Annotated in this window: 12 protein-coding genes; 4 read left to right on the forward strand and 8 right to left on the reverse strand. The window is 72.0% G+C overall.

The features are described 5' to 3' along the window. Window positions 1–91: 91 nt before the first annotated feature. The 4 genes from DA075_RS27280 (at window position 92) to DA075_RS36125 (ending at window position 5,946) form a co-directional block, all read left to right on the forward strand. Entirely contained in the window at window positions 92–478 is a 387-nt protein-coding gene (locus DA075_RS27280) for a hypothetical protein (RefSeq protein ID WP_099955897.1), read from the forward strand. Between the two features lie 231 nt (window positions 479–709). Then, window positions 710–1,912 (forward strand): efflux RND transporter periplasmic adaptor subunit, encoded by a 1,203-nt coding sequence (locus DA075_RS27285; RefSeq protein WP_099955898.1) that lies wholly within the window; start codon window positions 710–712, stop codon window positions 1,910–1,912. A 14-nt stretch (window positions 1,913–1,926) separates the two neighbouring features. Then, window positions 1,927–5,100: an efflux RND transporter permease subunit gene (locus DA075_RS27290; RefSeq protein ID WP_099955899.1), complete on the forward strand. Its 3,174-nt coding sequence runs from the start codon at window positions 1,927–1,929 to the stop codon at window positions 5,098–5,100. Window positions 5,101–5,445: 345 nt separating this feature from the next. Continuing rightward, on the forward strand, window positions 5,446–5,946 hold the full coding sequence (locus DA075_RS36125; RefSeq protein ID WP_123834452.1) for a hypothetical protein: 501 nt from the start codon (window positions 5,446–5,448) through the stop codon (window positions 5,944–5,946). Window positions 5,947–5,994: 48 nt separating this feature from the next. On the opposite strand, the gene DA075_RS27300 is transcribed toward DA075_RS36125, so the two are convergent. From DA075_RS27300 to zigA, 8 genes are all read right to left on the reverse strand, one after another. Next, entirely contained in the window at window positions 5,995–6,783 is a 789-nt protein-coding gene (locus tag DA075_RS27300) for a transporter substrate-binding domain-containing protein (protein WP_244936384.1), read from the reverse strand. A 122-nt stretch (window positions 6,784–6,905) separates the two neighbouring features. After that, complete coding sequence (locus tag DA075_RS27305) at window positions 6,906–7,280, reverse strand: VOC family protein (protein ID WP_099955901.1); 375 nt, start codon at window positions 7,278–7,280, stop codon at window positions 6,906–6,908. Between the two features lie 80 nt (window positions 7,281–7,360). Further along, a complete protein-coding gene (locus DA075_RS27310) occupies window positions 7,361–8,614 on the reverse strand; it encodes a molybdopterin molybdotransferase MoeA (RefSeq protein ID WP_099955902.1) in 1,254 nt (417 codons plus the stop codon). After that, the gene (gene mobB / locus DA075_RS27315) at window positions 8,598–9,146 is read right to left on the reverse strand and encodes a molybdopterin-guanine dinucleotide biosynthesis protein B (protein ID WP_099955903.1); all 549 of its coding nucleotides are present in this window, start codon (window positions 9,144–9,146) and stop codon (window positions 8,598–8,600) included. Before mobB ends, DA075_RS27310 begins: the two co-directional genes overlap by 17 nt. A gap of 2 nt (window positions 9,147–9,148) precedes the next feature. Then, a complete protein-coding gene (locus DA075_RS27320; protein WP_099955904.1) occupies window positions 9,149–11,122 on the reverse strand; it encodes a molybdopterin biosynthesis protein in 1,974 nt (657 codons plus the stop codon). Continuing rightward, the gene (locus DA075_RS27325; RefSeq protein WP_174800127.1) at window positions 11,119–12,228 is read right to left on the reverse strand and encodes a molybdopterin-binding protein; all 1,110 of its coding nucleotides are present in this window, start codon (window positions 12,226–12,228) and stop codon (window positions 11,119–11,121) included. The genes DA075_RS27320 and DA075_RS27325 overlap by 4 nt, the downstream gene beginning before the upstream one ends. A gap of 298 nt (window positions 12,229–12,526) precedes the next feature. After that, a complete protein-coding gene (locus tag DA075_RS27330) occupies window positions 12,527–12,820 on the reverse strand; it encodes a hypothetical protein (RefSeq protein ID WP_244936387.1) in 294 nt (97 codons plus the stop codon). 7 nt (window positions 12,821–12,827) lie between these two features. Then, window positions 12,828–14,048 carry a zinc metallochaperone GTPase ZigA gene (gene zigA / locus DA075_RS27335; protein WP_099955906.1) on the reverse strand — a complete coding sequence of 407 codons (1,221 nt, stop codon included), beginning with the start codon at window positions 14,046–14,048 and terminating at the stop codon, window positions 12,828–12,830. Window positions 14,049–14,065: the final 17 nt, after the last annotated feature.

The raw sequence follows: 14,065 nt of genomic DNA on the forward strand, positions 1-14,065 counted from the left end.
TTCGATCAAGCCCCCGGATGCGGCCGCCCCGACCCGGTGCCGGCCTTGACAGAATGTCGCGGCGCCTTGTGCGGTGCGGTCGGAACCCCCAATGTTCCGCTCCGTGACCGGCCGCATCTGGACATCTCTCGCGCGTCTCTGCGCGACCGCCCTTCTCGGCCTCGGCTTCGCCCTTCTGGCGATGTCGGCGGCGGATGCCGCGTCCGGCCGTCCCGAGCCGGTCCTGCGCGCCAGCCACGGCGCCTCGCCGATGGCCAGCCTGCACGCGCATTGGGTGAAGAGCCCGGCCTGCACCCTCACGGCGGGCGGCGTCGACAATCCCCGTCCGGACGACAGCGGTGCGGCGAGCCCGAACCTCGCCTGCCCGACCGACGGCCCGGCCGCCTCCGCCGCCACGCTGCTGCCGCCGCGCCGCCTCGGCGCCCTGGTCCAGGCCGGTGCCGCCCTGCCCGAGCGCCCGCCGAAGGGCCGCGGCTGACGGCCCGCCCGTCGCTTCCGTGGCGGAAGCGGACGCACCGTCACATCTCCGCCTCCGAACGCTGCGAGCCTGACGGCTCGCCGCTGCCGCGTGGCCTTAGCGCCGACGCGCGTGCCCCGAGGCTCGCCCGATTGCGAGCCAGGACCGATCTTTGCCCGACCTTTGCCCGGACGCCCGGCGGCGCGACGCGCCCCGGCCGCTTCCCGAAAACCGCGCAGGAAAGACCCGCCCGTGACCCAACGCCGCCGCATCCTCCTCGGAGCGACCGCCCTCTTCCTCGGGCTCGCCGCCTGCAAGCCGGCCGAGCAGGCCGCCGCCCCCGCGGCCCCGGCCGCCCCGCCGGAAGTCTCGATCGTCACGGTCAAGCACCAGCCGATCCCCTACGAGCGCGACCTGCCGGGCCGGGCTGCCCCGACCCGCATCGCCGAGGTGCGGGCGCGCGTCGCCGGCCTCGTCATCAAGCGCACCTTCGAGCAGGGCAGCCAGGTCAAGGAGGGCGACGTCCTCTACAAGATCGACCCGATGCCGTTCCGGGCCGACCTCGCCAGCGCCGAGGCGACCCTCGCCAAGGCCGAGGCCGCCCTGGTGCTCGCGCGCCAGCAGGCCGAGCGCCTGGAGACCCTGCTCACCCGCCAGACCGCGAGCCAGGCCCAGTACGACGCCGCCTTCGCGGCCCAGAAGCAGGCCGAGGCCGAGGTCGCCGGCGCCAAGGCCGCACGCGACCGGGCCCAGCTCAATCTCGGCTACACCGACGTGCGGGCGCCGATCTCGGGCCGCATCGGCCGGGCGCTGGTCACGGAAGGGGCTCTCGTCGAGCAGGGCGGCGCCAGCAACCTGGCGACGATCCAGCAGCTCGACCCGATCTATGTCGACATCACCCAGTCGGTCGGCGAGCTGAACAAGCTGCGCCGCGACCTCGCCAGCGGCGAGCTCGACCGCCTCGCCGCCGACGTGGCGAGCGTGCGCGTGATCATGGATGACGGCTCGCTCTATCCCGAGCCCGGCCGCCTGCTGTTCTCCGACGTGACCGCCGATCCGAGCACCGGCCAGGTGACGCTCCGTGCCGTGGTGCCGAACCCGCACGGCGAACTCTTCCCCGGCATGTATGTGCGCGCCCGGATCAAGCAGGGCATCGATTCCGACGCCATCGCGGTGCCGCAGCAGGCGGTGCACCGCTCCAACGACGGCCGCGCCCAGGTCTGGCTCGTCGGCCAGGACGAGAAGGTGGTGCTCCAGCCGGTCGAGGTCGGTCCCGTCGTCGAGGGCCAGTGGGTGATCCGCGAGGGGCTGAAGGAGGGCGACCGGGTCGTCGCCGAGGGCTTCCAGAAGATCGTCGCCGGCACGAAGGTCGCGACCGTGCCGTTCGAGACCACCACGATGGCGGCGGCCGGAGCTGGCGCCCCGTCCGCGCCCGCCTCGACCGAGCAGCGCTGAGGGAGGGCACCACGTTGGCGAGCTTCTTCATCGACCGGCCGATCTTCGCCTGGGTCGTCGCACTGTTCATCTGTCTCGGTGGCGTGCTGACGATCCCGATGCTGCCGGTGGCGCAGTACCCGATCATCGCGCCGCCCTCGATCGCCCTCTCGACCGCCTTCCCGGGCGCCTCGGTCGAGGACCTCTATACCGGCACCACGCGCCTCATCGAGGATGAGCTGAACGGCGCGGCCAACATCCAGAGCTTCGAATCGGCGAGCGACTCGTTCGGCGTCGTCGAGATCACCGCGAACTTCGAGCCCGGCACCGATCCGGGCTATGCCGGCGTCGAGGTGCAGAACCGCCTCAAGCGCGTCGAGGCGCGGTTGCCGGCGGAAGTGCGCCAGCAGGGCATCCTGGTCGAGGAGGCCTCGGCTGCGACCCTCAACATCATCACCCTCGTCTCGAAGGACGGCTCGATGGACGAGGTCGCGCTCGGCGACTTCCTCATCCGCAACGTCATCAACGAGATCCGGCGCATCCCGGGCGTCGGCCGCGCCACCCTGTACTCGACCGAGCGCTCGTTGCGGGTCTGGATCGACCCCGACAAGCTGCGCGGCCTGTCGCTCAACGCCTCCGACGTGACCCAGGCGATCCAGCGCCAGAACGTCCAGATCGCGTCCGGCGCCGTCGGCGCCCAGCCGAGCCCGGAGGCGCACAAGGTCAACTTCCCGATCGTCGTGAAGGGCCAGATGCGGGCGCCCGAGGAGTTCGGCGCGGTCGTGCTGCGGGCGAACCCCGACGGCTCGACCGTGCGCCTGCGCGACGTCGCCCGGATCGAGCTCGGCGGCGAGGATTACAAGTTCACCACCCGCCTCAATGGCGGGCCAGCGGCCGGCATCTCGGTGACCCTCGCCCCCGACGGCAACGCCCTCGACACCGCCAAGGCGATCCGCGCCAAGATGGAGGAGCTGTCGCAGTTCTTCCCCGACACGGTGAAGTGGGACATTCCCTACGACATCACCCCTGCCGTCGAGGCGTCGATCGAGAAGGTGCTGCACACCCTCGTCGAGGCGGTGGTGCTGGTGTTCATCGTGATGTTCCTGTTCCTCCAGAACATCCGCTACACCCTGATCCCGACGATCGTGGTGCCGATCGCCCTGCTCGGCACCTGCACGATCATGCTGCTCGCCGGCTTCTCGATCAACGTGCTCACCATGTTCGGCATGGTGCTCGCCATCGGCATCCTGGTCGACGACGCGATCGTGGTGGTGGAGAACGTCGAGCGGATCATGGCCGAGGAGGGCCTGTCGCCCAAGGAGGCGACCCGCAAGGCGATGGGCCAGATCACCGGGGCGATCATCGGTATCACGCTGGTGCTCGTCGCGGTGTTCATCCCGATGGCGTTCTTCCCCGGCTCGGTCGGCATCATCTACCGCCAGTTCTCGATCGCGATGGTGACCTCGATCGCCTTCTCGGCCTTCCTGGCGCTCTCGCTGACGCCTGCGCTCTGCGCCACGCTCCTCAAGCCCGTCGAGCCCGGCCATCACCACGCCAAGCGCGGCTTCTTCGGCTGGTTCAACCGGATCGTCGACCGCGAGACCGCGCGCTACGGCCGCGGCGTCGCCTGGGCGGTGGCGAAGTCCGGCCGCATGATGGTGGTCTACCTGATCCTGGTGGCGGGCGTGGCCTACGCCTTCGTGCGCCTGCCCGAGGGCTTCCTGCCGGTCGAGGACCAGGGCTTCTTCACCGTCGACATCCAGACCCCGCCGGGCTCCTCGTTCAACCGCACGCTCGCGGCGGTGAAGAAGACCGAGGAGCACCTGCTGGCCCAGCCGGGCGTGGCGACCGTGACGATCGTCAACGGCTTCTCGTTCTCGGGCCAGGGCCAGATGACCTCGCAGGCCTTCGTGACGCTCAAGCCCTGGTCGCAGCGCGGCAAGGACCAGAGCGCCGCTGCCCTGGTGGCGGGCACCAACAAGGCGATGGCGAGCTACCGCGACGCGGTGATCCAGGCGCTCGAGCCGCCGCCGATCGACAACCTCGGCAACGCCTCGGGCTTCAGCTTCCGCCTCCAGGACCGGGCCCAAAAGGGCTACGCGGCCCTCATGGCCGCCCAGGAGCAGCTGCTGGCGCTGGCCCGCAAGAGCCCGATCCTCAAGAACGTCTATGTCGAGGGCCTTCCGCCCGCGCCGCAGGCGGAGCTGGTGATCGACCGCGAGAAGGCGGCGGCGCTCGGCGTCAACTTCGCCGACATCAACGACACGATCCAGGTCAATCTCGGCTCGGTCTACACCAACGACTTCCCCAACCGGGGCAAGATGCAGCGGGTGATCGTCCAGGCCGAGGACGGTCAGCGCCTCAACGCCACCGACCTGCTGAACTACGGCGTGAAGAACCACCTCGGCACGATGGTGCCGATGTCGTCCTTCGCCGACCTGAAATGGAGCGTCGGCCCGGCCCAGATCATCGGCTTCAACGGCTACCAGTCGGTCCGCTTCACCGGCGAGCCGGCGGCGGGCTTCACCTCGGGCGAGGCGATCGCCGAGATGGAGCGGCTGATGACCCAGCTGCCGAAGGGCTTCGGCTATACCTGGACCGGACAGTCGCTGCAGGAGAAGCAGGCCGGCTCGCAGGCGACGCTGCTGCTGGCCCTCTCGGTTCTGATCGTGTTCCTGTGCCTGGCGGCCCTGTACGAGAGCTGGTCGATCCCGCTCGCGGTGATGCTGGTCATCCCGCTCGGCGTGATCGGCTCGGTCGCCGGCGTGCTGATCCGCGAGATGCCGAACGACGTCTACTTCAAGATCGGCCTCATCACGATCATCGGCCTGTCGGCCAAGAACGCTATCCTGATCATCGAGTTCGCCCGCGAGCTGTGGAAGCCCGGCACCAGGCTGGTGCCGGCGACGATCGAGGCCTCGCGCCTGCGCTTCCGCCCGATCGTGATGACCTCGCTCGCCTTCATCTTCGGCGTCGTGCCCCTCGCCATCGCGACTGGCGCGGCCTCGAAGAGCCAGCAGGCGATCGGCACCGGCGTGATGGGCGGCATGATCTCCGCCACCGTGCTGGCGGTGATCCTGGTCCCGGTCTTCTTCGTGGTCGCGATGCGGTTCTTCCAGCGCCGGCGGGTGCGGGCGGAGAACCTGGACGCGGCACCGGGGGCGGTGCACGCGCCGGAGCCGGCGCGGGAGCCCGCGCACGGTCACTGACGGATCGCGCAGGCGGGCCGGCTCTTCCGGGCCGGCCCGCAACGATGCCGGGTGCCAATCTGACCTTCGCGCCGATGGCGCGGCTCCGTCGGCGGTGATCCCGGCCGCCGGACACCGTGGATTTCGGCCAGGAGCGGCGAGCGGACCGGCTACCACAAGCCCAGGCGGGACGTCGTATCGCGCCGTGTGGGATGGCGGCCGTCGCCCCCACCCGGACCCGATGCCTCAAATGCGACGCATCCCCCGCACGGGAGATCAACAGGTCTCGACTATTCTTGGGATCGCGACGGTAAGGCCGAGCGCCGAGGTGAGAAAATATTCTCTATCCCCAAGGAAACGTACGTCGTGACGAGCCTCAGTGCCCATTCGAGTCTGACGTCCCTCGCGAGACTGAAGACGTACTCCTCCATCCCGTCGGCCGACACCAAACGAGCGACGACCGGTTCGACGGCGCCTCCGGAGACGACCAGCTCCTCGGAGACACCCAAGCCGCCATCCTCCACGCCGATGTCGGTCGTTTGGTCGCGTGCCCCGGCTGATCGCGTGTCGCTGAGCACCATTCTCACGCTGCAAACCTCGGCACCCGACGAGAAGCCCAAAGACGTCGGGAGCGACGAAGCCTCCACCCAGGCAAGAACGGACGGCGACGTGGCTGGTGCCTCGCCCGATTCATCGAAAGGCCGGGTGGCACCGGGTGCGACCGGCGGACTCGGCTCCCTGAAAGAGGCCGACTCCGCCGGCGAAGGGGCGAACCTGCGGAACGCCAGCAATCGGGACGCGATCGGTTCACCCGCGCATGCTCTGGCTTATCAATCTGCCCAAAGCTTGCTCAAGCTCTACGCGTGACCGTCCTGTTCGCGGTGTTCGGCGAGCGTCGAACACCCCTGCCAATGGTCATTTCATGTTGGCATTGAAGATCCGGTCGAACTCGCCCGACGCCTTCGCCAGGTGCAGCCACTGGTCGACATAGGCCTTGAACACCGTGTCGCCGCGCGGCAGCAGGAAGCCCATCTCGCCGTATTGGAGCGGCTGGTCGGGGTTCACCGCGCAGAGGCCCGGATGCAGCGTCTGTTGCAGCTTTACCTCGACCGACTCGGCGACCATCACGTCGGCGCGCCCCTGAGCGATCTCCTGCCAGATGACGCGGTTGTCCGGGAAGAGCTGGATCTGCGCCTTGGCGAGGTTGGCGCGGGCGAATTTCTCGTTGGTGCCTCCCGGGTTGACGACGACGCGGGTCGCGGGCTGGTTGATCGCCTCCGTCGTCTGGTACTTGGAGACGTCGTCGCAGCGCACGATCGGCGCCTTGCCGTTGACGAGGTACATGTCGCTGAAGAAGGCCTCGCGCTGGCGCGGCAGCGTCACCGAGATGCCGCTCATCGCGACGTCGCACTTCGCCTTGAAGTCGGCGAGCAGGTTCGACCACTTGGTCTGGATGAAGACCGCCTCGGCATCGAGCGACTTGGCGAGGGAGCGGCCGAGATCGATGTCGATGCCGACGAAGTCGTTGGCGCCGTCGGGGCGGTACGAGAACGGCCGGTAGTCGCCGGTCGTGCAGATGTTCAGGACCTTGCGCTCGATGACCTGGTCGAGGCGCGAGGGCTCATCGGCCGCGAGGGCCTGCGTCGCCGCGAGCGCCAGCATCGCACCCGTCACCCACCGCGACGTCTTCGCACCCGCGCCCATGAATCCCACTCCCCGTCAGCTATGAATGTCACGGCGGCACCGTAAGGGCGCGACGGGACACCGTCCAGCTTACCCCGCGAAGGCGGGCGGACCGGGACCGGGTGCCCCGCCCCGCCACGGCCTCACGCTCCATCCGCCGCCATGACGAAGGCGTTGAGCTTGTTGCCGTCGGGATCGCGGAAATACGCCGCGTAGGAGCCGCCGCGCGGGCCCGGCTTCCCCTCGTCGCCGCCGCCGAGGTCGAGCGCCAGGCGATGCAGGCGGTCGACCTGCTCCCGGTCCTTCGCGGCGAGCGCCACCATGACGCCGTTGCCAACGCTGGCCGGGTTGCCGTCATAGGGCGTGATCAGCCCGATGCCGGCGCCGCCGGGCGTGCCCCAGGCGATGAAGCGGTCGCTCTCCATCATGCGGCCGGCGCCCATCTCCCGGGCCAGGGCGTCGTAGAACCGCGCCGCCCGCTCCAGGTCGTTCGTTCCGAGGGTCACGTAGCCGATCATGAGCGTCCCTTTCCCAGGCGGGATCCGCCCGTGTCGACGTCCGTAAGCCGCTTCCGGGGCGGACAGCCACTACTTTCGCCTCACCACAGCAGCGGATGGCGAAACACCTCGACCCGGTCCCCCTCCTCCACCCCCGTCATCGCCTCGGGCAGCTCGGCGAGACCGTCGCTGCCGGTGAGCGAGGACAGCACGCCGGCGCCGTCGCGGGGGAACTTCACCGCCTCCACCACGCCGTCGGTGCCCCGCCGTAGCGAGACGCGGACATATTCCCGCCGCCCCGCCTTCTTGGCGTAGCGGAAGGCCGCGCGGGCAGGCTCGCTCGGCGGGGCGTCGAGCCTGGCGCCGCCGAGACGGGCGAGCAGCGGGCGGACCACGAACAGCAGCGTGACGTAGACCGCGACCGGGTTGCCCGGCAGTCCCACGAAGGCGGTGTCGCCGATGAGCCCCATGGCGACCGGCCGGCCGGGCTTGATCGCGAGGCGCCAGAACACCAGCCGGCCCGCGGCCTCCACCGCCGCCTTGACGTGGTCCTCCTCGCCGGTCGAGACGCCGCCCGAGGTGAGGATGAGGTCGTGGCCGCTCGCGGCCGCGCGCAGGCGCTCGGGCAGGAGGGCGGGATCGTCGCGCAGGATGCCGAGATCGCTCACCTCGGTCCCGAGGCGGCGCAGCAGCGCGACGAGGAGCACGCGGTTCGAATCGTGGATCGCGCCGGGCCGCAACGGAGCGCCCGGCTCGGCCAGCTCGTCGCCGGTCGAGAACACCGCGACACGCAGGCGGCGGCGCACCGCGATCCGAGCGTGGCCGGTGGCCGCGGCGAGCGCCAGGTCGGGCGGGGTCAGGCGGCGACCGGCGGGGATCACGAGGCTGCCGCGGCGGACATCCTCGCCGGCGAGCCGCCGGTTGGCGCCTGGCTGGAGGCCGGCGGGCAGCGCGACCGCGTCGCCCTCGCGCCGCGCGTCCTCCTGCATGAACACCGTATCGGCCCCCGGCGGCATCGGCGCCCCGGTGAAGATCCGCATCGCGCATCGTGCGAGCGCCGCGCCCTCCGGCGCGGCGCCAGCGGGCAGGCGGCCGCGCACCGGCAGCACGGTCTCGGTCCCGGCGGCGAGATCGGCGAAGCGCACGGCGTAGCCGTCGACGGCGGAATTGTCGAAGGGCGGCAGGTCGAGGCCGGCCGTCACGTCCGCGGCGGCGATCCGCCCGTCGGCCTCGATCAGGGGCAGCGTCTCGATCCCGGCGAGCACCGGCAGCCGCTCGCCGATCAGGGCGGCGGCCTCGTCCACCGAGAGCAGCGGGCCGCCGAAGGCGAAGCAGTCGTCAGTCAGCTGCGCCATGAGTTTCGACCCTTTGAGATTCAAGCCTCTCCAGCACCGCGGCGAGAGGCTCGGACCGCGCCAGCACGATATCGGCCACGGCCTCCACCGCGTCGAGGGGCACGACCGGCCGGCCGGCCTCCGGGAAGGGATGGTCGCTCGCCACCGCGACGATGCGGGAATCATCCGGGTGGAGCGGAGGGCGGCCATTGGCGTGGCGGTAGACCTCGAGCTTCGGATGCGCCTCGCGCTTGAAGCCCTCGATCACCACAAGGTCGCACGGCCCGAGCCGCCGCAGCAGGGCGGAGAGGCGCGCCTCCTCCTCGACCTCGCGGATCTGCACATTGCGGCGGCTCGACGACACGATCACCTCGGTCGCTCCCGCCTCGCGATGGCGGAACGAATCCTTGCCGGGTTGGTCGACCTCGAAGGCATGGTGGGCGTGCTTGACCGTCGCCACCCGCAAGCCCCGGGCGCGGAAGGCCGGGATCAGCCGCACCAGCAGCGTCGTCTTGCCCGCACCCGACCAGCCGGCAAGCCCGATGACCCGCATCGTCACGCTCCTGCCCGCGTGAAGCCGAGGCCGGCGAGCTCGGCGGCGAGACCTTCATCATCGAGGAGGCTCAGGAACGCCGCCAGGGCCGGCTCGTCGCGGCGCGCCTCCCGGTAGGCGAAATCGTAATGCTCCTCGGTGAGCGGCAGGAAGCCGAGGCCGTAATCCTTCGCCACCGTGGAGATCGCCACGCCCCAATCGGCCCGGCCCTGCGCCACCGCCGCGGCGACCGCGTTGTGCGAGCGCGGCTGGTTCCAGTAGCCGGCAGGCCGGGCGCCGTTCAAAAGCCCCTCGATCAGGGCCCGCGTGCCGGCGCCGGTATTGCGGTTGACCATCACGGCCGCGTCGTCGGCGAGGAGCCGGCTCACCGCGTCTTTCGCCGAGACGCCCTCGAAGCGGGGATCGCCGGCGCGGAACACCACGCCCTGAAGCCGGCGCCAGCCCGGCGCCAGGGCGAGGCCGGCGGTGAGGTAGGGCGCATTGTAGCGCCCGGTCTCGGGGTCGAGCAGGTGCATCGCCGCGAGGTCGCATTCCCCCCGGCGCAAGGAGGCGAGCCCCCCGGCGGAGCCGACCCAGAGGGTGCGGGCCGACACGCCGCGGCCGGCGAGACGCCCGACCAGGCGGTCGAGGCCGAGGCAGTGGCTGCCGACGATCATCAGGTCCGGCGGCCGTGCCGCCCGGCCGATCCGGGACACGCGCACCGTCTCGCCGGCCTCGATCCCCGCCCGGGTCGCCGGCACGGCGAAGAACCCGTCGGCCTGCGAGAAGGCCGTGACCGCCCCCGAGCCCTTGGCGAGCGGCAGCGCCACCAGCCCATCCGTGCCGCGGGAGAGCGCCGCCATCACGTATTCGGTCCGGCCGAGCTCCGAGGGCAGGCGCTGCGGCAGTCGCGCCTCCACGCTTTCCTCCTCGCGGGCCGGCAGGCCGGCGAGGGCCCGGATCAGCGGCACCACGAATTCGTGGAAGGTGAACATCGCGGAGGTCGGGAAGCCCGGCAGCACCACCACCGGCACGTCGCCGGCCTTGGCCAGGCAGAGCGGCTTGCCGGGCTTCAACGCCACGCCGTGGACCAGGATGCCGGGCTGGCCCAGCCGCGACAGGATGCGATGGGAGACGTCGCCCGCCCCCTTCGAGGTTCCGCCCGACAGGACCACGAGGTCGGCCGACGCAAGGGCACCGTTCAGCGCCGCTTCCAAAGCCGCCTCGTCGTCCGGCACGATGCCGCCCGGCAGGGCGAGGCCGCCATTCTCGGTCACGCTCGCCGCCACGATGGCGCCGTTCGAATCGTAGAGCTTTGCCGGCGCCAGGGACGACCCCGGCGCCAGCAATTCGTCCCCGGTGGAGAGCACCGCGACGCGGGGCCGGCGCACGACCGGGACCTCGGCGAGGCCGCAGGCTGCCAGCATGCCGATCTCGCGGGCGGTCACCAGGGTGAAGCGGCGCAGCACCGTCTCGCCCCGCGCCATGTCGGCGCCGGCATAGCCGACGAACCGGCCAGGGCCGGCCGGCTGGCTCAAGGCGATCCCCGGCTCGGGGCCGTCCTCGAACTCGGTCGCCTCGATCATCACCACCGCGTCGGCGCCGCGGGGCAGCACGCCGCCGGTGGCGATCGGCGTCGCGGTGCCGGGACCGACCGTGAGCGCCGGCGCGACCCCGCAGGCCAGGATCTCGCGGTTGAGGACGAGGCGGCGCGGCTCCGCCTCGCTGGCGCCGTCCGTGTCGGCGCTGCGCACCGCGAAACCGTCCACCAGGGCGCGGTCGAAGGGCGGCACGTCGATCGGCGAGGCGATGTCGGCGGCGAGCACCCGGCCCAGGGCCTCCGGCAGCGGCACGGTCTCAGGGAGCAGGGGCGCGTGCGGCACGGCCTCGCGCCAGCGCGCCATCGCCTCGTCCCGGCTCACCACCGCCAGGAACTGCTCCTGGCGCGCGGCGGCGGCGAGGCGGGCGAGGAAGGTATCGGCAAGCGGACGGGTCAAAGCGGCAGCACCTCGACGGCGGTCCCGGCGGGATAGCCCTCGTGGGCCGGCGGCACCAGCAGGGCGGCATCGGCCCGGGCCAGGCGGTGAAGCGGGATCTCGGCCCCGCCGAGGGGTTCGACGCCGGACGCCGTCCGATGCAGGAACACCGCCTCGGTGAGGCCGATGACGGAGGCGACCTTGCGGGTAAGGGGTAACGTCGGCGTCGTCTCCGGACCGGCACCGGCGAGGGCAGCCAGCAGCGGCCGACCCAGCGCGAGCCAGGCGGCGAGGGTTGCGTCCGGCCGGCCCGGCAGCAGCAGCACCGGCCGCCCCGCCGCCTCGCCGAAGCCGGCGCTCTCGCCGGGCCGAAGGGCGATGCCGTGGGCATGGAGGCGTCCGGCCCGTGCGAGCGCCGAGGCGGTGATGTCACGCCGTCCCAGTCCGGTCCCGCCGATCACCACCACGGCGTCGGCGCCGGGCGCCAGGATGGCGTCGGCGAGGGGATCGACCTCCGCCGGCCGCGCCGCCGGTTCGGCGACGCCGCCGCGGGCGGCGATCCAGGCGCCGAGCAGCGGCGTGAGGGTGTCGGGCACCGCCGCGAGGAGCCGCAGGCGTGGCCGGCGCACCGTCAGCTGCGCGAGTCCGGCCGCGGCGAGGGCGAGGGCCTGCAGCGCGGTCACCCGCTCGCCCGCCATGACGAGGCGCGCGCCGGACGGCATTTCGGCGCCGGGAGCCCGCGTTCCCTCCCCTGCGGCGACCTCGACCTCGATCTCCAGCGGCTCGCCACCGGCCGCCTCCGGCGGCACCGCCTCTGGCGGCACCGCCTCTGGCGGCACCGCCTCTGGCGGCAGCAGGGCGTCGGCGTCGGCGGGCAGCGGCGCACCGGCCTCGACCCAGGCGGGGGCACGGGCGAGCCGCACCGGCGCGTAGGGCGAGGCGCCGACGATCGCGGCGGCGCTCACCGCCCAGCCGTCACGCAAGGCGGTCCGCGCCTCCGGCCGGCCGGTTCCGACCACGATGTCCCGCGCAGCCACGGTGCCCCCGGCCTCGGCCGTCCCCGTCTCCACGGCCGCGACCGGACGCGCCAGGGCGGCGAGCGCCGCCACGGCCTCGGCGACGGGCATCAGCGCGGTCGTGGATGCCCGCGGCGTCACCGGCGGGCGCCCGGATGGGGTGGCGAGGCCATGGTCTGGTCCTGATCCCGGAACGAAGGGTGAGCCGATGCGGCAAGCGCCGGCCCGGATCAAGGTTTCGGCGCCGGGCGGGGGAGCCGGCGGAGAAAATGTCGCGGAAATCCGCGCTCCGCGACCGGTGCGGCGCCATCCGGCGGCCGTGACGGCGGGACGGTCCCTCCTCCCGTCGCCGACGCGCTCCGGAACCGCCCCGATGCTCCGGTCGCCCCGGGGAGGACCGGCGAGGGTGCTACGCAGGAGCCCCCTGCTCCGCCGCCACGATGTCGGCATCGGTCACCCCCTCAATCGGCTTGCCGATCTTGAGGGCCCGGGTCGGCATGCGGGCGCGCATCAGCAGGATCACCGTCTCGGTGTCCGGGCAGCCGGGATCGGCGCAGGCGATCTCGTTCACCGAGAGGGCGTCCTCATCCGTGAGCGCCAGCATGCGGCGGGCCCGGGCCGTCAGGTCCTGGCGCGCCGAGGCTTGCTCCCGCGCCCGGGCGCGCAAGGCCTGGAGGCTCGGGAACATCGGTGCCGGGACCATGGGTGCCTCAGACCGAGCCCGGCTCCCAGGCCGGGAACGGATCGGGCAGGGTCCGGTCCGCCGTCACGAAGCCGCGCTCCGATCCGACGAGGCAGTCATCGAGGGCATGCCGGATCGCCGCCTCGTCGAGCCCGGTGCCGATGAAGACGAGTTCCTGGCGCCGGTCGCCCCACACGTCGCTCCAGTGGCGGGCGAGTTGGTCGCGCCATTCGGGATGATCGGGCCAGCGCGAGCGCGGCACCGCGGCCCACCAGCGCCCGAGCGGCGTCACCCGCGCGGCGGCGCCGGCGAGCGACCATTCCCCGACCCAGTCCGGCCGGGTCGCGAGCCAGAAATGGCCCTTGGCCCGGATCAGGCCCGGCCAGGTGGCTTTGGTGAAGGCGTCGAAGGCCGCCGGGTGGAACGGCCGGCGCGCCCGGTAGACGAAGGAGCCGATGCCGTATTCCTCGGTCTCGGGCACGTGCTCGGCGGCACCGTACAATTCCTTGTACCAGAGCGGATGGGCCTGGGCCTTCTCCTCGCTGAACAGGCCGGTCTCCAGGATGGCCCCGAGGGGCACCCGGCCGAACCCGGCCTCGACGATCCGGGCATCGCCGTTGAGGCCGCGCACGACCTTGCGCACGAGGTCGCGCTGCTCGGGGCCGACGTCGTCGGCCTTGTTGATCACCACCACGTCGGCGAACTCGATCTGCTCGACCAGGAGGTCGACCAGGGTGCGCGTATCCTCCTCGCCCGCGGTCTCGCCGCGGTCGCGCAGGAAGTCGTGCGAGCCGTAATCGCGCAGCAGGTTCACCGCGTCGACCACCGTCACCATCGCGTCGAGGCGGGCGACGTCCGACAGGGAATGCCCGGCCTCGTCGCGGAACGAGAAGGTGCTGGCGACGGGCAGCGGCTCGGAGATGCCGGTGCTCTCGATCAGGAGCGCGTCGAAGCGGCCCTCCTCGGCGAGGCGGCGCACCTCCCGCATCAGGTCGTCGCGCAGGGTGCAGCAGATGCAGCCATTGGTCAGCTCGACCAGGCGCTCGTCGGTGCGCGACAGGCCGGCCTCGCCGGCCCGGACGAGGTCGGCGTCGATGTTCACCTCGCTCATGTCGTTGACGATGACGGCGACCCGGCGCCCTTCGCGGTTGGCGAGCACGTGGTTGAGAAGGGTCGTCTTGCCCGCGCCGAGGAAGCCGGACAGGACGGTGACGGGCAGGCGGGACTTTTGCGGGCGAGCGTCGGGCATGGGCACCTCCAAATTTG

This window comes from Methylobacterium currus, from assembly GCF_003058325.1.
GTDB lineage: Bacteria > Pseudomonadota > Alphaproteobacteria > Rhizobiales > Beijerinckiaceae > Methylobacterium > Methylobacterium currus.

Bases quoted from the DNA above. Each gene is read 5' to 3' on its own strand.
- DA075_RS27280 (WP_099955897.1), top strand. From the start codon at position 92: ATGTTCCGCTCCGTGACCGGCCGCATCTGGACATCTCTCGCGCGTCTC.
- DA075_RS27300 (WP_244936384.1), bottom strand. From the start codon at position 6,783: ATGGGCGCGGGTGCGAAGACGTCGCGGTGGGTGACGGGTGCGATGCTG.
- DA075_RS27305 (WP_099955901.1), bottom strand. From the start codon at position 7,280: ATGATCGGCTACGTGACCCTCGGAACGAACGACCTGGAGCGGGCGGCG.
- DA075_RS27310 (WP_099955902.1), bottom strand. From the start codon at position 8,614: ATGGCGCAGCTGACTGACGACTGCTTCGCCTTCGGCGGCCCGCTGCTC.
- mobB (WP_099955903.1), bottom strand. From the start codon at position 9,146: ATGCGGGTCATCGGGCTTGCCGGCTGGTCGGGTGCGGGCAAGACGACG.
- DA075_RS27325 (WP_174800127.1), bottom strand. From the start codon at position 12,228: ATGCCCGTCGCCGAGGCCGTGGCGGCGCTCGCCGCCCTGGCGCGTCCG.
- DA075_RS27330 (WP_244936387.1), bottom strand. From the start codon at position 12,820: ATGGTCCCGGCACCGATGTTCCCGAGCCTCCAGGCCTTGCGCGCCCGG.
- zigA (WP_099955906.1), bottom strand. From the start codon at position 14,048: ATGCCCGACGCTCGCCCGCAAAAGTCCCGCCTGCCCGTCACCGTCCTG.